General features: G+C 72.2%; 20 protein-coding genes. 11 read left to right on the top strand and 9 right to left on the bottom strand.

Annotated features, from left to right (window positions below):
* Positions 1-17 precede the first annotated feature (17 nt).
* Positions 18-890 carry a siderophore-interacting protein gene (locus ACZZY9_RS05915; RefSeq protein WP_463463366.1) on the bottom strand — a complete coding sequence of 291 codons (873 nt, stop codon included), beginning with the start codon at positions 888-890 and terminating at the stop codon, positions 18-20.
* 14 nt (positions 891-904) lie between these two features.
* On the bottom strand, positions 905-1,900 hold the full coding sequence (locus ACZZY9_RS05910; protein WP_463463365.1) for an ABC transporter substrate-binding protein: 996 nt from the start codon (positions 1,898-1,900) through the stop codon (positions 905-907).
* A gap of 88 nt (positions 1,901-1,988) precedes the next feature.
* On the opposite strand from ACZZY9_RS05910, the gene ACZZY9_RS05905 reads away from it, so the two are divergent.
* The 8 genes from ACZZY9_RS05905 (at position 1,989) to ACZZY9_RS05870 (ending at position 8,392) form a co-directional block, all read left to right on the top strand.
* Positions 1,989-2,495: an iron chelate uptake ABC transporter family permease subunit gene (locus ACZZY9_RS05905; protein WP_463463364.1), complete on the top strand. Its 507-nt coding sequence runs from the start codon at positions 1,989-1,991 to the stop codon at positions 2,493-2,495.
* Positions 2,405-3,049: a FecCD family ABC transporter permease gene (locus ACZZY9_RS05900; RefSeq protein ID WP_463463363.1), complete on the top strand. Its 645-nt coding sequence runs from the start codon at positions 2,405-2,407 to the stop codon at positions 3,047-3,049. The genes ACZZY9_RS05905 and ACZZY9_RS05900 overlap by 91 nt, the downstream gene beginning before the upstream one ends.
* The gene (locus tag ACZZY9_RS05895) at positions 3,046-4,065 is read left to right on the top strand and encodes a FecCD family ABC transporter permease (protein WP_463463362.1); all 1,020 of its coding nucleotides are present in this window, start codon (positions 3,046-3,048) and stop codon (positions 4,063-4,065) included. Before ACZZY9_RS05900 ends, ACZZY9_RS05895 begins: the two co-directional genes overlap by 4 nt.
* Positions 4,062-4,916: an ABC transporter ATP-binding protein gene (locus ACZZY9_RS05890; protein ID WP_463463361.1), complete on the top strand. Its 855-nt coding sequence runs from the start codon at positions 4,062-4,064 to the stop codon at positions 4,914-4,916. The genes ACZZY9_RS05895 and ACZZY9_RS05890 overlap by 4 nt, the downstream gene beginning before the upstream one ends.
* A gap of 212 nt (positions 4,917-5,128) precedes the next feature.
* A complete protein-coding gene (locus ACZZY9_RS05885) occupies positions 5,129-5,581 on the top strand; it encodes an S-ribosylhomocysteine lyase (protein WP_192061808.1) in 453 nt (150 codons plus the stop codon).
* Entirely contained in the window at positions 5,578-6,333 is a 756-nt protein-coding gene (gene mtnN / locus ACZZY9_RS05880; RefSeq protein WP_463463360.1) for a 5'-methylthioadenosine/S-adenosylhomocysteine nucleosidase, read from the top strand. Before ACZZY9_RS05885 ends, mtnN begins: the two co-directional genes overlap by 4 nt.
* Positions 6,334-6,516: 183 nt before the next feature.
* Entirely contained in the window at positions 6,517-7,974 is a 1,458-nt protein-coding gene (locus tag ACZZY9_RS05875) for an immune inhibitor A domain-containing protein (protein ID WP_463463359.1), read from the top strand.
* Positions 7,928-8,392 (top strand): hypothetical protein, encoded by a 465-nt coding sequence (locus tag ACZZY9_RS05870; protein ID WP_463464644.1) that lies wholly within the window; start codon positions 7,928-7,930, stop codon positions 8,390-8,392. Before ACZZY9_RS05875 ends, ACZZY9_RS05870 begins: the two co-directional genes overlap by 47 nt.
* A 66-nt stretch (positions 8,393-8,458) precedes the next feature.
* Here ACZZY9_RS05870 and ACZZY9_RS05865 read toward each other — a convergent pair whose 3' ends face one another.
* The 4 genes from ACZZY9_RS05865 to ACZZY9_RS05850 all read right to left on the bottom strand — a co-directional run bounded on the left by ACZZY9_RS05865 (position 8,459) and on the right by ACZZY9_RS05850 (position 11,967).
* The gene (locus ACZZY9_RS05865) at positions 8,459-9,157 is read right to left on the bottom strand and encodes a Rho termination factor N-terminal domain-containing protein (RefSeq protein ID WP_463463358.1); all 699 of its coding nucleotides are present in this window, start codon (positions 9,155-9,157) and stop codon (positions 8,459-8,461) included.
* A gap of 91 nt (positions 9,158-9,248) precedes the next feature.
* Complete coding sequence (locus ACZZY9_RS05860) at positions 9,249-9,761, bottom strand: MarR family winged helix-turn-helix transcriptional regulator (protein ID WP_463463357.1); 513 nt, start codon at positions 9,759-9,761, stop codon at positions 9,249-9,251.
* Positions 9,758-11,203: an MMPL family transporter gene (locus ACZZY9_RS05855; protein WP_463463356.1), complete on the bottom strand. Its 1,446-nt coding sequence runs from the start codon at positions 11,201-11,203 to the stop codon at positions 9,758-9,760. The genes ACZZY9_RS05860 and ACZZY9_RS05855 overlap by 4 nt, the downstream gene beginning before the upstream one ends.
* A gap of 14 nt (positions 11,204-11,217) precedes the next feature.
* A complete protein-coding gene (locus tag ACZZY9_RS05850) occupies positions 11,218-11,967 on the bottom strand; it encodes an MMPL family transporter (protein WP_463463355.1) in 750 nt (249 codons plus the stop codon).
* A 194-nt stretch (positions 11,968-12,161) separates the two neighbouring features.
* Here ACZZY9_RS05850 and ribB point away from each other — a divergent pair, with 194 nt between their 5' ends.
* Genes ribB through ACZZY9_RS05835 form a run of 3 tightly spaced genes read left to right on the top strand, consistent with a single transcriptional unit; the run spans position 12,162 to position 14,472 of the window.
* Positions 12,162-12,845 carry a 3,4-dihydroxy-2-butanone-4-phosphate synthase gene (gene ribB / locus ACZZY9_RS05845; RefSeq protein ID WP_192061790.1) on the top strand — a complete coding sequence of 228 codons (684 nt, stop codon included), beginning with the start codon at positions 12,162-12,164 and terminating at the stop codon, positions 12,843-12,845.
* Entirely contained in the window at positions 12,845-14,056 is a 1,212-nt protein-coding gene (locus ACZZY9_RS05840) for a lysophospholipid acyltransferase family protein (RefSeq protein WP_243214113.1), read from the top strand. Before ribB ends, ACZZY9_RS05840 begins: the two co-directional genes overlap by 1 nt.
* Positions 14,056-14,472 (top strand): SRPBCC family protein, encoded by a 417-nt coding sequence (locus ACZZY9_RS05835; protein WP_463463354.1) that lies wholly within the window; start codon positions 14,056-14,058, stop codon positions 14,470-14,472. Before ACZZY9_RS05840 ends, ACZZY9_RS05835 begins: the two co-directional genes overlap by 1 nt.
* Positions 14,473-14,547: 75 nt before the next feature.
* Here ACZZY9_RS05835 and ACZZY9_RS05830 read toward each other — a convergent pair whose 3' ends face one another.
* From ACZZY9_RS05830 to ACZZY9_RS05820, 3 genes are read right to left on the bottom strand one after another with little or no spacing between them, the layout of a single operon-like run.
* Positions 14,548-15,621 (bottom strand): ABC transporter ATP-binding protein, encoded by a 1,074-nt coding sequence (locus ACZZY9_RS05830; RefSeq protein ID WP_463463353.1) that lies wholly within the window; start codon positions 15,619-15,621, stop codon positions 14,548-14,550.
* Entirely contained in the window at positions 15,618-16,592 is a 975-nt protein-coding gene (locus tag ACZZY9_RS05825) for an ABC transporter permease (protein ID WP_463463352.1), read from the bottom strand. Before ACZZY9_RS05825 ends, ACZZY9_RS05830 begins: the two co-directional genes overlap by 4 nt.
* A complete protein-coding gene (locus ACZZY9_RS05820; protein ID WP_463463351.1) occupies positions 16,580-17,497 on the bottom strand; it encodes an ABC transporter permease in 918 nt (305 codons plus the stop codon). The genes ACZZY9_RS05825 and ACZZY9_RS05820 overlap by 13 nt, the downstream gene beginning before the upstream one ends.
* Between the last annotated feature and the right edge of the window lie 10 nt (positions 17,498-17,507).

The raw sequence follows: 17,507 nt of genomic DNA, 5'->3' as shown, positions 1-17,507 counted from the left end.
GTCGTCGACCACCCGGGTCAGTCCGTGAAGATCGCTCCGATGGGCTCGCGCTTCTCCTCCTGGAACCGATCCTCCGCCCGACCGAGCGCCCAGTACGCCGACACCGAGAGGGCCGCGCGATCGAGACCCCAGGCGTCCTGCAGGATCGCCCGCGCCTCCTTCATGGCTCCGCGCTCGCCGTGGGCGAAGACCGCGACCGTGCCCTCGGGGGCGTCGAGCGCCGCGAGGGCGGCGACGAGCGGCGCCCCCGGGGTGGCGGTCCCGCGCCGGTGCAGCCAGCGCAGCTCGACTCCCGCCGGTCGGACGAGGTCGAGCTCGTCGTCGGCCGTGTCGACCTCGACGAGGGCCAGCCCGCGCGAGTCGGCGGTCATCGACTCGAGAGCCGACGCCACCGCGGGCAGCGCCGAGTCGTCGGCGAGCAGCAGGTGCCATACCCCGGGGTCGTCGACCGGTGCCCAGAGGCCGGCGGGCGTCGACATCTGCAGTGGATCGCCCGGCCGGGCCGCGAGAGCCCAGGGCCCGGCCACGCCCTCGTCGCCGTGCACGACGAAGTCGATCGCGATGGTGCGCGTCGCCCGGTCGATCGACCGCACGGTGTAGGTGCGACGGACCGGCAGGTCGGCGGGTGCGAGCTCGGCCCGCAGCGCCTCGAGGTCGAACGGCGGCTGCAGACCGAGGCCGGGGCGGGCCAGCAGCAGCTTGACGTAGCGGTCGGTCGAGGTCAGCGTGGCCTCGCCCGCCTCGACGAACCCGTCGAACGCCGGTCCGCCCAGGTGCACGCGCATCAGGTGGGGCGACACGCGCTCGGTCCGCTCGACGACGAGCACGTGCTGTCGCCGGGCCGGGCGCCGAGGAGGTGCGGTGCCGGTCTCCGGAGTCGTCTCGCTCATGCGGTCGCCTCCGATCAGTTCGCCGTGGCGTCCTCGAGCAGCGGGACGAGCTGGTCGAGGGCGTACTGGCGGGAGAGCGAGGTGCCGAGCGAGTAGGCCGACGAGACGTCGCCGTCGATCACGATGTCGTGGCCGGCCTTCACCGCGGGCAGCTGCTGCCACTGCGGGTCGTCGGTGATCTCGGTCGTCTCGATGAAGATCGGGAACGCGATGATCACGTCGGCGTCGATCACGTCGAGCTGCTCGGACGAGATGGTGACCGAGAAGCCGCCGGCGTTCGGGGTCAGCGCCGAGATCTCGGCGTTCTGATCGAAGCCGAACTCCTCGAGCAGGTCGACGCGCTCGGAGCCCTCGATGTAGGCGCCCCAGCCCTCGCTGGTCTTCGTAGCGGCGGTCACGGTCAGGTCGTCCCACTCGGGGTGCGCGTCGGCGACGGCCTCGACGGCCGCCTCGCTCTCGGCGACGAGACGATCGCCCTCGGCCTCCTCGCCGAGGGCGGTGGAGACGAGGTCCATCTGGTCCTCGAAGTCGGTCAGGTAGTTCTCGCCGCCCTCGGGGACGCCGATGGTCGGCGCGATGCCCGAGAGGCGGTCGTAGCGCGCCTGGTCGCCGGAGCTCTTCGTGTCGAGGATGAGATCGGGTTCGAGCGCCGCGATGGCCTCGTACGAGGGCTCGAGCGTGCCGATGATCTCGGGCGGGGTGTCGTAGAGACCCTGCGCCCAGGGGCCGACGCCGTCGTTCTCCTCGCCGAAGGCGAGCCAGTCGGAGGCGCCGACGGGCTGGACGCCGAGCGCCAGGGCCGTCTCGGCGTCGCCCCAGCCGAGCGCGACGACGCGTTGCGGCTTCTCGTCGACGGTCACGTCTCCGAAGGCGGTCTCGACCGTGACGGGGAATCCGGCGCCGCCGCCGGTCGACCCTCCGTCCGAATCGGTGTCGGAGTCGGCCGAGCAGCCTGCGAGCGAGAGGGCGGCGACGGCGATGACGGAGGCGAGCGTGAGTGACTTGCGCATGGATTCCTTGCGTGGGGGAGGGGTGGGCGACGAGACGGGGGTGGACCCTCGACGGGGTCTCAGGTGAGGGTAGCCTAAGCTAATCCGCATGGCGACGTCCGATGTCCACGGGGTCGACCGCGCTCAGCGGCCGGCCGGCGGTGTCCGCCGACGCCGCACCCGCCTGATCGCCCTGGTGATCGCCCTCCTCCTCCTCGTCCTCGCCGCCGTCCTCGGGCTGGCCGTCGGGGCGCGACCCGTGGCCTTCGACGAGGTGGTCCGCATCCTCGCCGGCGCCGCGTCGCGCGACTCCGCCGACGCCGCCGCGGTGCTCGACCTCCGTCTGCCCCGCACGGTCGCGGCGATCGTCGCGGGGGCGGGTCTCGGGGTGGCCGGCGCCGTCGTCCAGGCGGTGACCCGCAACCCCCTGGCCGACCCGGGCATCCTCGGCGTCACCTCGGGCAGCGCCTTCGCCGTCGCCCTCGCGGTCGGCTTCTTCGGCGTCTCCGCCGCGAGCGGCTGGGTATGGTTCTCGCTGGTCGGGGCCGGTCTCGCGACGGTCGCGGTCTCGCTCATCGGGGAGCGGGCCGAGGAGGCGGTGGTCCGGCCCGTCTGACCCTCGCCGGTCTCGCGCTCGGCTCCGTCCTCGCGGGCATCACCTCGTCCATCGTGCTGTCCGACCCCCGCCGCTTCGACGCCGTCCGCGCCTGGGAGGTCGGCTCGCTGGCCGACCGCGGCTGGGAGCCCGTGCTGACCGTCGCCCCCTTCGTCGCCGCCGGCCTCGTCGTCGCCCTCATCGCCGCCCGGCCGCTCGACGCGGTCTCGCTCGGCGACGAGCACGCCGCGTCGGTGGGGGTCTCGGTGCCGACCGTGCGGGTGCTGTCGCTGATCGTCGTCACGCTCCTCGCCGGAGGCGCGACCGCGATCGTCGGGCCCATCGCGTTCGTCGGCCTGATCGTCGCCCACACCGCCCGAGGTCTGGTCGGGCCGAGTCAGCCGTGGATCACCGGACTCTCGGCCCTGCTCGGGCCGGCGCTGCTGCTGCTGGCGGACGTCCTCGGTCGCGTCGTCGCGCCTCCCGGGGAGCTCGCCGCCGGGCTCGTGACCGCCGCCGTCGGAGCCCCCGTGCTGATCGCCATCGCCCGTCGACGCCGGGTGGGCGGCGCATGACCGCCCTGAGCCCGCGCCCCCGCCGCGTCGCCACGGCACGGGGTCGGCGCCGCGTCGCGACCATCGCGCTCGCCGTCGTCGCCCTCGTCGTGGCGATCGTCGCACTCGGCATCGGCGACTACCCGCTCAGCCCGATCGAGGTCGTCCGCGCCCTGTTCGGCGGCGACGGCTTCGCGTCGACCATCGTGCTCGGCTGGCGACTGCCGCGTGTGCTCGCCGCCCTCGTCTTCGGCGCCGCGCTCGGCGTCTCGGGCGCGATCTTCCAGTCGCTGACCCGCAACCCGCTCGGCTCGCCCGACGTGATCGGCTTCTCGACCGGCGCCTACACGGGCGCGATCGTCGTGATCGTCACGGGTGCGTCGTCGACCCTCGGCACGGCCGGGGGCGCCCTCGCCGGAGGGCTGCTGACGGCGCTGGTCGTGTATCTGCTGGCCTACCGCGGCGGAGTCCAGGGCCTGCGTCTGATCATCGTCGGCATCGGCGTGACCGCGCTGCTGCACTCCGTCAACAGCTGGCTGCTGCTGCGGGCGCAGAGCGAGGTCGCCCTCACCGCGTCGTTCTGGGGCGCCGGGTCGCTCGCCCTCGTCGGCTGGCCGCAGCTCGTGCCCGCTCTCGTGCTCATCGCCGTGCTGACGCCTCTCGTGATGCTGCTGTCCCGCCCGCTGCGGCAGCTCGAGCTCGGCGACGACGCCGCACGGTCGCACGGCCTCGGGGCCGAGGGGGCGCGACTGGCCCTGGTCGTCGTCGGGGTGGCGCTCACGGCCGTCGTGACCGCGAGCACCGGGCCGATCGCATTCGTCGCGCTCGCCGCCCCCCAGCTGGCCCGGCGTCTCGTCCGGTCGGCGGGCGTGCCCCTCGTCGCCGGAGCCCTCACGGGCGCGGTCCTGCTGCTCGTCGCCGACCTGGTGGCGCAGCACATCACGTCGAGCCCGGTGCCGGTCGGGCTCGTCACACTCGTCATCGGCGGGGTCTACCTGATCACGCTGCTCGTCGGAGAGAGTCGGAGGTCCGTGTGACCGAGAGAACCCCCACCACCGCCGCTGCGGCGGACGGATCCGGCGCCGCGGCCGCGCCCGCGCCCGTCGCTCGGTCGCCACGTCTGGTCGCGCGGTCCGCGCACCTCGCCTACGACCGGCGGACGGTCAGCGAGTCCGTCGACGCGGAGATCCGCGACGGCTCGTTCACAGTGATAGTCGGGCCGAACGCGTGCGGGAAGTCCACTCTCCTGCGGGCCTTCGCGCGCCTCCTGAAGCCCCGGTCGGGGTCGGTGCTGCTCGACGGGCGCGAACTCGCGTCCGTCCCGCCGAAGGAGGCGGCCCGCACCGTGGGGCTGCTGCCGCAGACCTCCACCGCTCCCGAGGGCATCACCGTGGCCGAGCTCGTATCGCGCGGGCGCTACCCGCATCAGGGGCTGTTCCGCCAGTGGACGACGGCCGATCGCGAGGCCGTCGACGCCGCCCTCGTCGAGACCGACCTGACGGGGCTGGTCGACGTGGCGGTCGACGAGCTCTCGGGCGGCCAGCGGCAGCGCGTCTGGGTGGCGATGGCGCTCGCGCAGCAGACCCCCGTGCTGCTGCTCGACGAGCCGACGACCTATCTCGACATCGCGCACCAGTACGACCTGCTCGACCTGTTCGCCCGACTGCACCTGCAGGGGACGACGGTGGTCGCGGTGCTGCACGACCTCAACCAGGCGGCGAGGTACGCGACCGACCTGATCGTGATGAAAGACGGCGACGTCGTGGCGACCGGCGCACCCGCCGACGTGCTCACCGAGCAGCTCGTCGCCGACGTGTTCGACCTGCCCTGCCTGATCGTGCCCGACCCCGTCACCGGCACGCCCCTCGTCGTCCCCCGCCGCCGCTGACCCCGACCCGGCCCCGCGCTCGCCGCCCGGCATCGAGGTGACTCGACGGGGGCCCTGAACGCCGCACGGTGCTCTCTCCGCGTCACCTCGATGCCGCCGCCGACACGGCCGGGGGGAATGGCCTAGGTTCGTACGGGCGTTGCACCCCCAGGGCGATCCGCCCATCGAGACCGCGCCCCGGGCGCAGAGGAGACATCGTGACCCAGCCCAAGATGAACGTCGAGTCGTTCAACCTCGACCACCGCACCGTCGCGGCCCCCTACATCCGTGTCGCCGACCACAAGACGCTGCCGAAGGGCGACACGATCACCAAGTTCGACGTGCGCTTCACGCAGCCGAACGAGGCGCACCTCGAGATGCCCGCCGTGCACTCGCTCGAGCACCTCTTCGCCGAGCACTCGCGCAACCGCTCGAACGACGTCATCGACTTCTCGCCGATGGGCTGCCAGACCGGCTTCTACCTGATCCTGCAGGGCACCCCCGAGATCGACGACGTCATGTCGCTGGTCGAGGGCACGCTGACCGACATCACGACCGCGACCGAGGTGCCGGCCGCGAACGAGACGCAGTGCGGCTGGGGCGCGAACCACTCGCTCGAGGCCGCCCAGGAGGTCGCGCGCGGGTTCCTCGCGGCCCGCGACCAGTGGTCGACCGTCACCCGATGAGCCGGGGCGCGGCCGTCCCGCCGATCATCGTCGTCGTCGCGATGAGCGACGAGGCCCAGCCGTTCGTCGACCGCGCCTCCCGGGTCGACGAGCCCGTGGCGGTCGGCGGCTCGCTCCAGCGCGTCGTCGAGATCGACGGGGTCGAGCTGCTGCTCGTGCAGGGCGGCATCGGCTTCGTCAACTCGGCCAGTGCGACGACGTCGGCCATCGTGCGGGCGGGCGCCCTCGACGGCGTCGTGCCGACCGTCGTCAGCGCGGGAACCGCGGCCGGCATGGGCCACGGGATCGAGATCGGCGACGTGGTCGCGGGCGCCGAGTACATCAATCTCGACGCCGACGCGCGCGTCTTCGGGTACCGCCTCGGTCAGGTGCCGGGCATGCCGGCCAGCTTCCACGCCGACGCGGACCTGATGGAGGCGGCCCTCGCCTACGGGACGTCCGTCGCGTCCGAGGCCGGCTGGGCGGTGCGCCCCGGCCTGATCGCGTCGAGCGACGCGTTCATGACCGCCGACCGGGTGGTCGGCGTCCGCAGCGCCTTCGCCGACGTGGTCGACGTCGACGCGGTCGACATGGAGTCGATGGCCATCGCGCAGACCTGCCACGTCTACCGCGTGCCCTTCGTCTCGGTGCGCGGCGTCAGCGATCTCGCGGGGCCCGACGCCCACGACGTGCACGACGAGAACCTGGCCCTGACGGCCGGGCGCTCCGCTGACGTCGCCTTGGCGCTGGTGCGGGGCCTGGCGGGCCGCTGACCGGCGGCGTCCACCCACGCGCCACAGGGCATGAAGGAGGCGCGGGTCGGGTCGACCCGCGCCTCCTCGGCTCCCTCGTTCGGGGGACACCGTCGACCTCTGAAGTGCCCACTGTGCACGAAGTCCCCACGAACCTATGTTCTCCCTAAGAGTTTTCTCGGATGAACGACAGGGGTCCACTTCGTGAAGAAACGCCACGTCAATGCGATCGGGGGAGTGGCGTTCGCGTCGCTCCTCGTCGCCTCGCTCGCCTCGCCGGCCGGTGCCGCTCCCACCACCGGGTCCGCCGCCGGGCCATCAGCCGCCGCGGCATCCGGCACCGCCGCCGCGGCACCCGCCGCCGCCTCGGCACCCGGTGCCGACGGTCAGCTCTCGCCCCGCAGCAGAGACGATCGTCCCGATCCCGCCGCCGAGGCCCAACGCGAGCTGAACCGCGAGGCGGTGGCCCAGGTGATCACCGGTCATGCCGAGCCGCAGCAGCGGAGCGCGCGCAGCGACAGCGAGTCGGTCGAGATCAAGCCGGGTCAGTGGGCCCAGTACGGCGTCGAGTCGAGCGACCAGATCCTGTCGTTCCTCGTCGACTTCGGCGACGAGGTCGACCCGCGCTACCCCGACGCGCCGGCCGGCCCGATCCACAACGAGATCGCCCAGCCCGACAGGGTGAACGACAACTCGACGTACTGGACCAACGACTTCAGCCGCGGTCACTACCTCGACATGTTCTTCGACCAGCAGGGCGAGTCGCTGAAGGGCGTCTACGAGGAGATGTCCAGCGGCCGGTACACGGTCGACGGCGACGTCAGCGACTGGGTCACCGTTCCGTACTCGTCGGCCAGCTACGGCGAGACCGAGAGCCAGGCCGACATGACCCGCTTCGTGCAGGACACCGCCGACGCCTGGTACGACGACCAGATCGCGCGCGGAAAGACTCCCGCGCAGATCACCGAGTACCTGCAGACCTTCGACCAGTGGGATCGCTACGACTACGACGCCGACGGCGTCTTCGACGAGCCCGACGGCTACATCGACCACTTCCAGGCCATCCACGCCGGCGAGGGCGAGGAGGCGGGCGCCGACTCGAGTGCCATCTGGTCGCACCGTTGGGCGGTCGGTCAGGACGCGGAGGGCACGGCGGGCCCCGCGGTCAATCCGTTCGGCGGAGTGAAGATCGGCGACACCGACTTCTGGGTGCGCGACTACACGACCGAGCCCGAGAACGGCGGCCTCGGCGTCTTCGCCCACGAGTACGGTCACGACCTGGGTCTGCCCGACCTCTACGACACCAGCGGCGGCGAGAACGGCACCGGTTTCTGGACTCTCGATGAGCTCGGGTTCGTGGCTCAGCCACGGCGACGGGGCGATCGGCACCACCCCGAACCAGATGGGCGCCTGGGAGAAGCTGCAGCTCGGCTGGCTCGACTACGAGATCGCGGTCGGCGGCCCGAAGGCGGCGAAGTCCACGCACCAGATCGGCCCGTCGTTCCATGCCACGAAGAAGCCGCAGGCCGTCGTGGTCACGCTGCCCTTCGACAAGAAGGGGAACGCCCGCTTCTATCTCGCCGAGAACCGGCAGTACGGCGGCTACGACGACACCCTGCGCACCGGTCCGTACAACTTCGGCTGGCTCGAGTCGCAGCCTGACCGCGTCGAGCACTTCCCGTATCAGGACGGCCTCAGCATCACCTACTGGGACTCCGCGCAGTCGGACAACAACACGGCGCAGCACCCCGGTGCGGGGCTCGCGTTGCCGGTCGACGCGAACCCGACGGCGCTGACCTGGTCGGACGGCTCGGTCGCCCGCAACCGGATCCAGAGCTTCGACGCCACGTTCGGCATCCAGCGCACCGACCCGATCACGCTGCACCGCGAGCTCGGCGGCGCGTCGCTGACGATGACCGCGCCGGCGCGACCGGCGGTGTCGATGTTCGACGACAGCGATCCGCTCGCGTACTACGACGCGTCGAACCCGCAGGGCTCGGTCAAGGTCGCCGGGTCGGGAACGACCATCCAGGTGCTGCAGAGCAACAAGCAGGGGATGATGACCCTCCGCGTCGACTGAGCGCACGCGGAGACACATGAAGGAGGCGCGGGTCCAGTGGACCCGCGCCTCCCGTCGTCCGTCGACTCAGCTGGTGGCGCCGCGGTGCAGGTGCTCGATCAGCTGCGCCTTCGTCGCCCGCGACACCCCGGAGAGCCCGGCCTCGCGCGCGAGGGCGCGCAGCTGCACGAGCGTCATCGAGGTGAGATCGCGAGACGGGTCGGTCGCGGTGTCGTCGGCGACGGTCTCGTCGACGGTGACGACAGGGGGCAGCGGCGGGACGAAGATCGACGACGCGACGGGGGCGGTCTTCGAAGGCTTGTCGGACTTGTCCTTCTTGTCAGTCTTCTCGGACTCGCCCTTCCCGTCGGACTTGCCCTTCTTGTCGGACTTGCCCTTCTTGTCCGACTTGCCCTTATCGTCGGACTTGCTCTTCTTGTCCGACTTGCCCTTCTTCTCCGACTTCGTGAGTTCGTCGAGAGACGGGATCGGCGCGACGGCGATCTTCTCGTCGCTCGTCGACTTCTTGTCGTCGTGCTTACGGGCGACGGCGTCGCGTTCGGCGCGGAGCGAGGCGACGGTCTCGTCGTCGAGGAAGTCGACGAACGGATTGGGCTGCCCGGTCTTGTCGGCGACGATCGACGTGTAGGCGGCGGCCGCGGAGCGGACCTTCGCCGTCGCACGACCGGCGCGTTTGGACGAGGTCGGTCGCTCCGCGGTCACTGCCGCGTGCTTCTCGAGGGCGTCGACGAGATCTCTGAGGGCTGTCTTGATCTTTTTGCTCACTCCGACATTGTCGACCCTCGAGGTGTACGCACAACCCCTTCATGCCTTTCCTGCGCCCGACCGATCCGCCTGGCGGGGCTGAGGAGTCTGCTCAGTCGGAACTAGGAGCGTCCTCGATCGCCGTGCGGTCGGGGCCGAATCGCCGGTCGAGCACCTCCGCGCTGGCCGAGCCGGCGAGGAACCCGCGGAGCACCGCGACGAGCCCGGCCAGGTCGTCGCCCGAGGTGCGGCCCTGCACGTCGTCCATCCCCGCGTCGACCGCCCGCACGTGCGGCACGAGCGACCGGCCGTCATCGGTGAGGCTGAGGACGACGGCGCGGCGGTCGTCGGGGCTCGTCTCCCGGGCGACGAGCCCACGGCGGACCAGCGCGTCGACGATCCGGCTCGGGCTGCCGGTCTCGCAGACGATCAGCTCGCCCAGGGCCTTGAGCGTCAGGGGGCCGGAGTCGTCGAGCACCCCGACGACCTCGGCCTGCGAGGGTGTCAGCCCGACGGGGGCCAGCGCGTCGGCCACGGCTCGGTTGCCTTCGCGCTGGGCGGCGAGCACGAGGTAGCGCAACTCGGAGGGGGCCAGCTCGGCTCGGGGTCCGCCAGAGGATGTCACGACACGAGATTACCGCCCGCCGTCTGGGGCTGCGGTCGACGTCGACGACTCCGCGCCCCGAAGACACCCGGTCCGATGGCCCGCAGCACGGACGGCAGCACGATCGTGCGGATGACGACGGCGTCGAGGGCCACCGCGATCGCCAGCCCGAGGCCGATCTCTCGCACGATGCTGATCTGCCCGGTCATGAACGCCAGGAACACGACGATCATGATGAGGGCGGCGCTGTTGATCATGGGTCGGGTCGCCCGCAGCCCGTCGGTCACCGCGGAGCCGAAGACGGCTCCACGCTCGTAGGTCTCGGCGATCCGGGCGATGATGATCACCATGTAGTCCATGCTCAGGCCGAACATCACGGCGAAGAGCAGGACGGGTGTGACGGAGTTCAGCGGCACGTCGCTCGTGAGCGATTGGACGAGGGTGAGCGCTCCGAGGCTCGCCCCGACGACGAGCGCGTTGAACGCGAGCGCCAGCAGCGAGAGCGTCACGGATCGGAATGCGACGATCAGCAGCAGGAACGTCGCGACGAACACGAGGACGGCGATGGTCGGCAGCGAGTCGACGAGCGTCTCGTCGAAGTCGAGCCCCTGGGCGGTCGCCCCGGCGACGGCGACGGTCGACGACGAGCCGAGCTCGTCGGGCAGCTCGTCGCGGATCTCGCGGACGAGGTCGTGCGCCTCGACCGAGTCCGGTCCGTCGTCGGTGGTGACGAGGAGGCGCGCGACCGTCCCCGCGGAGCCCTCGGCCCACAGCGCCCCCAGTTCGGCGGGAGCCTCGTCGCTGGCCAGCAGCGCGGGGAGCAGCGCCGGGTCGACCCCGGAGGTGGTGACGCTCGTGACCGAGGCGACGTCGGCGTGCTCCTGCAGCAGGCGGCTGGCCGTCGCCACGTCGTCGACGAGCTCCGATGCGTCGTCCGCGCCGATGACGACCTGGAGCGGGAAGAGGTCGTCCACGCCGATCCGGGCCGCGGCCACGTCGAGTCCGATGCGAGCGGGGTCGTCTTCGGGCAGGACGGTGGCGCTCGCGACCGGCGACTGCAACGAGAGGCCGAGGGCCGGCGACGACACGGCGAGCAGCCCCACGACGCCGACGAGGGCCACGACGGCCGACATCGCGCGGGTCGGGCTCGGGCGACCGTGCATGCCCGTGCCGGTGCTCGTCGAGTCGGCGGCGGTGGAGCCCGACGCCCGGCGAGGTCGACGGCTGGGCAGGGGGACGCGACCCCAGTCGATGCGACGACCGAGGAGGATCAGGAGCGACGGCAGGACGGTGTGCGTGAGCACCAACGCCACCGCGGTGACGATCATGCCGCCCAGGGCGATGCTCGTGAAGGCCATGACGCGGGGGACGAGCAGGGCGGCCAGGGCCACGATGACCGCGGCGCCGGAGAACAGCACCGAATGACCCGCGCGGGCCATCGCGACATCGACGGCGTCGCGCACGCTCCGACCGTGGCTCAGCCTTCGCGGAATCTCTTCACGATGAACAGCGAGTAGTCGACGGACACCGCCAGGCCGATCATCGAGACGATGTTCGAGTACAGGTTCGAGACGTCGGTCTCGCGGGCGATGAGGTAGCCGACGCCCAGGGCGATCGCGAGCGAGGAGCCGGCGATGAGCAGGGGCACGACGGCGGCGGCCACCGAGCGGAAGACGATGAGGAGGACGACGATCAGCACGGGGAAGACGATCAGCTCGGCCCGGAGGGCGTCCTCCTTCGAGTGGGCGTTCAGCTGGTAGTCGAGTGCGGGCTGACCCGTCACGTAGCCGTCGACGCCGCCGGCCAGGTCGGAGACGCCCTCCTGCAGGTCGGGGGTGAGGTTCTGAGCGACGGTGTTGTCGCCGTCGAAGCCCCCGGTGATCACGACCGTCCGGCCGTCGGCGGACGCGTAATCGGGTCGTTGCCCGGGTGTCGTCACCGAGACCGCTCCATGGTCGGTGAGCAGCGCCGTCGCCTCGTCGATCGCGGCGGGGGAGATGGCGTCGTCGCCGTCGAGCACCACGACGACCTGGTTGGGGGCGTCGCCGAAGTCGCGTTCGATGCCCGCCTGGGTGACCAGCGCCTCCGCCTGGGGTGCGGTGAAGCCGCCGCCCGACAGGGCGCCGTCGAGCTGGAGGGCGAGGGCCGCGGCGACCGCCACCAGGATCACCCACGCGGTGAGGACGAGGCGAGGTGCTCGCCTGAGGGGATGGTTCGGTCGTGACATGGCGGTCTCCCGTCGAGGGCGTCGGACGACGCCGGTAGATGATGGAACATGCATGTTGTATCACGTAGCGGGTCCGACGTCGATTCGAGACTCGAGGCCGATAGATGTCTCGACATTTGTTGTGAAGTCATACATCTGACATTCTGGCTGCTGGCACAGCCCGCCACGCGACACATCACCTCACGAGGAGCACCATGACCCTGCAGACCGAGACCCCCGACGCACCGCCCGCCGCCATCGGCGCCGCGCCCCTGAGCGACGCCCGAGCCGCCATCGACGCCATCGGCCGCGGCGAGATGGTCGTCGTGGTCGACGACGAGGACCGCGAGAACGAAGGCGATCTCATCGTCGCCGCCGAGCACGTCACACCCCAGATCGTGAACTTCATGATCACCCACGGTCGCGGCCTGGTCTGCCTCGCGCTCGACGAGGGGCGCGCGGCCGAGCTGCGACTCGACCCCATGGTCGAGAAGAACGAAGACCACCAGTCGACCGCCTTCACTGTGTCGATCGACGGCACACCCGCTCACGGCGTCACCACGGGCATCTCCGCCTCCGAGCGGGCGACCACCATCCACCTCGCCGTGTCGGGCGACGCTAACGACCTCGCCCGACCCGGGCACGTGTTCCCGCTGATCGCCCGCCCCGGCGGGGTCCTCGAGCGACCCGGTCACACCGAGGCGTCGGTCGATCTCGCCCGTCTGGCCGGGTGCGCGCCCGCCGGCGTCATCGTCGAGATCATCGGGGTCGACGGCGAGATGCTCCGTCTCGACGCCCTGCGCGAGTTCGCGGCCGAGCACGGCCTCGTGCTGACGAGCATCGCGGAGCTCGTCCGTCACCGCGCCGACGAGGCTCGCACTGAGCAGGGTCGCGACTGATGCTGGCCCTCCGCGTCATCCGCGGGGCGACCCGGTCGGTGGTGTGGCGCATCGTCCGACGGCGCATCGGCAGCGTCGAAGGGCTCGAGAACATCCCGCTCGACGGTCCGCTCGTCGTCGTCCCGAACCACGCCAGCTACTTCGACCACTTCGTCGTCCAGGTGGTGGTCCAGACCCTCCGGGGCCGTCCTGTCTGGTTCCTCACCAAGCGCGAGAGCTTCGCCCGGCCGTTCCCTCGTCTGTGGGCGACGGCCTGGTACGGCATCCCGGTCGACCGCGACGTCCCCGGGCCCGACACCCTCCGCGAGGTCCGGCGGGTGCTCGGCTCGGGCGACGGGCTCTGCGTCTATCCGGAGGGCACCCGCGGAGACGGCGGTCCGATGCGCGAGTTCAAGCCCGGGGCCTTCCGATTCGCCCTCGCCCACGGGGCGCCCATGATCCCCATCGGTCTGCACGGCACCGCCGACGTGCTCCGCAAAGGCGACCGGTGGTTCCGACGAGGTCGCGTCGACGTCGTGATCGGCGCGCCCCTCGAGGTCGACTCCACACTGACGAAGCCCGAGGCGGCGCAGGCCCTCGCCGGGTCGAGCCGGGCGGTTGTCGAGTCGCTCGTGGCCCGGGCGGCCCGGAACGCAGCGCGTTCGTCGGCGATCCCCGTGCCGCCCGCGGCCGACGCCGTCGACGCCTCCATCGTCCGCCAGCTGACGGACGACGGGCGGATCGCCCCCGCGGTGCTCCGTCGACTGCGCATGCTGACCACCGTGGTCGGCACCGTCGAGCGTCGGGGTCTCGACCTGCGGACGCAGCGGATCCGACTCGCGGCTCTCCGGGCGACCCGGTGGCGGGGGCCGGTCCGTCTCGTGGCCGCGATGGTGATCCGCGGACGCCTCGCGCGCCTCCTCGGCGAGGCCCCCGCCCATCCGCTGGCCAACTACCTGCTGGGTCGATGGTGTCTCGCCGTGCCGACGGCCCTCGGCGGCGGCGCCGAGCGGGCGCTCGAGCGGTTCGCGGTCGCCGCGGCCGACGCCGCCGACCCCACCCGCACCGCCATGGCCTCGGCCGAGGCCCTGCAGCGGCTCGGTCGGCATCGGCAGGCGCTCGAGCAACTGCGACGGGTCGTGGCCGAGACGCCGACGCAGCACCCGCACCACGCGTCTCGGGTGCGCCGGGCCGAACGCCTGGTCGGCGAGCTGCGGGGGGCCGCGACGTGATGCCCGTCGTGCATTCGGCCAGCCGCTCGATGCGGCGTCGCCCGGCGGACGTCCTGCGGGCGCTCGTCGAGGTCTCGGCCGTCGCCGACTGGAATCCGGCGCTGTCGTCCGTCACCGCGCCTCCTGGGCCGGCGACGATCGGCCGGGCGTACCCGATCCGGATCCGAGGGCTGGTCGGCGGCCACATCACGTACCTCGAGACCGGCCCGGCGCGAGTCGCCTACCGTCTCGTGGCCCCCGGCGCCGACGAGCTCGGCGAATGGCGGATGGACAGGGTGCCGGGCGGCACCCTCGTGTCGCATCGCATGGAGCACCGCGGCGCCGTCCTCCGCCTGATGCGGCGGGCGTTCGAACCCGTCCCGTCGTGGCGGCTCGAGAGGCTCGACCAGACGGCGGGCGACGCACGCGCCGGCTGATCGGTCTCCGGGGCGGCCGCCCGGCTCACGTCGACCGGCCGCCTCGGATCGGCCGAGGCGATCAGGCCGAGGCGATTAGACCGGGACGACCGCCACAGCGGCGGGGACGAACGAGACGAGCACCTCGGCGCCGATCGGGCGGCCGACCTCGGGGCGGTGGTCGAGGGTGAGCACCGTGCCGGGGTCGGTCCGCACGGTCGTCCGCGAGACCGCTCCTCTGAACGACACCGTCTCGACGATGCCGGCGATCGCGTGCGGATCGCCGGTGAAGACGACGTCCTCCGGGCGGACCCAGGCCCAGACGGCGCCGTCGGCCGGCGACCCGACCGCCTCGATCTCACGGCAGCCCGGCAGGCGCACGCGCCCGTCGACAACCTCGGCCCGCACCCGGTTGCTCGTGCCGACGAACTCCGCGACGAACGCCGACGACGGCTCGCGGTAGAGCTCCTCGGGGGTGCCGATCTGCTCGATCGACCCGGCCCGCATGACGGCGACGCGGTCGGCGACGGCGAGCGCCTCCTCCTGATCGTGGGTGACGAACATCGTCGTGATGGCGAGCTCGCGCTGGATCCGACGGATCTCATCGCGCAGATGCACCCGCACCTTCGCATCGAGGGCGCTGAGCGGCTCGTCGAGCAGCAGCACGCGGGGCCGGGTGACGAGGGCCCTGGCCAGGGCGACGCGCTGCTGCTGCCCGCCCGAGAGCTGGTGGGCGTAGCGCTCGCCGAGGTCGCCGAGGCCGACCAGCTCGAGCATCGAGCGCGCACGGCTCGTGCGCTCCGTGCGCCCGACGCGGCGCATCCGGAGACCGAACTCGACGTTCTGCAGCACCGTCAGATGCGGGAAGAGCGAGTACGCCTGGAAGACCATGCCCACGTCTCGGCGATGGGTCGGCACGCCGACGACGTCGTCGCCGTCGATGGTGATGCTGCCGCTCGTCACGCTCTCGAGGCCCGCCAGGCCCCGCAGCGCGGTGGTCTTGCCGCAGCCGCTCGGCCCGAGCACGGCCACGAGCTCGCCCGGTCGCAGCGACAGCGAGACGCCGTCGAGGGCGCGGTGTCCCGAGAAGTCCTTGACGACCGAGCGGAACTCGACGGCCGCGCCACCGCGCCGGTCGACGTCGATGGGGGCGGTGAGGGTGGCGGTCACGAGTGGGCCTTTCGAGCGGGCGGAGCAGGAGGGGCGGGTGCAGCGATAGCGGCGGGCGCGGCGGACGCGGCGGCACCGGCGCGACCGGCGGGAGGCGCGGCGCCTGCCGAGACCGCGGGCGAGGCGCCCGGCCCGCGAGTGCCGACGCGCCCGATCACGACGAGCAGTGCGAACGCGAAGCCCAGCGCCAGCAGGGCGAAGATGACCGCGGCGTACGGGTCGCTCCGCGAGACCTGCACCAGGGCCGTCTGCAGCGTCACGCGGTTGAGCAGCGACGCGATGGTGAACTCGCCGAGCACGACGGCGACGGTGATGAACGCAGCCGCGAGCAGCCCCCGGCGCAGGGTCGGCACGACGATGCTCACGGCGATGTGCGCCCAGCCGGCCCCGAGGGTGCGGGCTGCTTCGGTGAGGGTGCGCAGATCCGTCCCGGCGAGGTCGGACTGCACGGCCCGGTACGCGTAGGGCAGCACGGTGATCCCGTAGGCCAGCGCGAGCGTCCAGGCGCCCGACCCGGCGATGCGCGTCACCACCGAGTAGACCGGCGCGAGTCCGACGACGAGCACGATGGCCGGCACCGTGATCGGCACGAGGCAGACGAGTTCGAGCGGGCGCGCGAGTCGCGGGTGGCGCAGGTGCACGAGCACCATGGCGGGCACGAGCAGCGCGAGCACCAGCAGCGCGGCGACGACGGCCAGCACCAGCGAGTTCGTCACGCCCTCGACGAGGTTGCGATACGCCCGCTCGTTCTCGGGGTCGACGATCGCGAGCCAGTGGTTCAGGTCGTGGCCGCGGCCGTCGACGCTCCGCAGCGAGAACGCGACCATCGCCGCGATCGGCACGGCGAACACCAGCCCGACAACGCCGAGCGCGATCCTGCGGGCCGTCGTCGAAGCACGCCCGGCAGGCCCGACCGCCGAGGGGGCGCGCCCCGAGGAGGCGCGGGTCGACACGCCGGTCACCGCTGCCACCGCTCGGTCCGGCGCTGCAGCACCGAGTACAGCGACATCAGCACGACCATCACGATCACCATGCCGAGCGCGAGCGCCCCGGCGACGTTCTCGCGACCGAGCACGGTCTCGCTGACGAGCGCGGCGCGGATCTGCAGCGGTACGATCTGGGCGCCCTGACTGATGATCGCCGCCGCCGTCGCGTACGACGAGAACGCGTTCGCGAACAGCAGCAGCAGGCTGCCGACGAATGCGGGCGTGAGCACGGGCACCACGACGCGGGCGAAGTGCTGCCACCCCGTTCCGCCGAGGGTGGCCACCGCCTCCTGCCACTGCGGCCGCAGTCCGGTGACGGCCGGCATGAAGGTGATCACCATCAGCGGCACCTGGAAGTAGATGTACGGCAGCAGCAGCCCCGGCACCTGATAGAACCAGACCCCGTCGGCGAAGACGTCGACGCCGAAGCGGGTCAGCAGCAGCTGGGTGACGACCCCCTGGATGCCGATGGTGGCCGTGAAGGCGAATGCGAGCATGACGCCGCCGAACTGGGCGAGCACGCTGGCCGCCGAGTCGACCAGACCGCGCACGAGCCCGTCGGGGCGGAGGGCGGTGAGACCCCAGCAGACGACGGCGCCGACCACGGCGCCGACCACGGCGGTCACGCCCGAGACGAACGCCGAGCTGCCGAACGCGCGCAGCACGCTGGGTTCGCCGAGCACGGCGATGTTGTCGAGGGTGAACCGGCCGTCGCCGTCGACGAAGCCGGTGCCGAGCGCCAGCAGGCACGGCAGCACCAGGAACGCCAGCACGTAGAGCGCGAACGGGGTCAGCCCCCACCACGCCGGCAGGCGGCGCCGACCCTGGGGAGAGTCGGCGCCGCCGGAGGTCGAGGAGGCGCGGGTCGACGACTCCGCCCCTCTCGCCACGGTCGTCACG

The organism is Frigoribacterium sp. AC394 (assembly GCF_979258095.1).
Note: the sequence above shows the minus strand (reverse complement) of the source record. Positions and strands in the feature narration are given on the sequence as shown.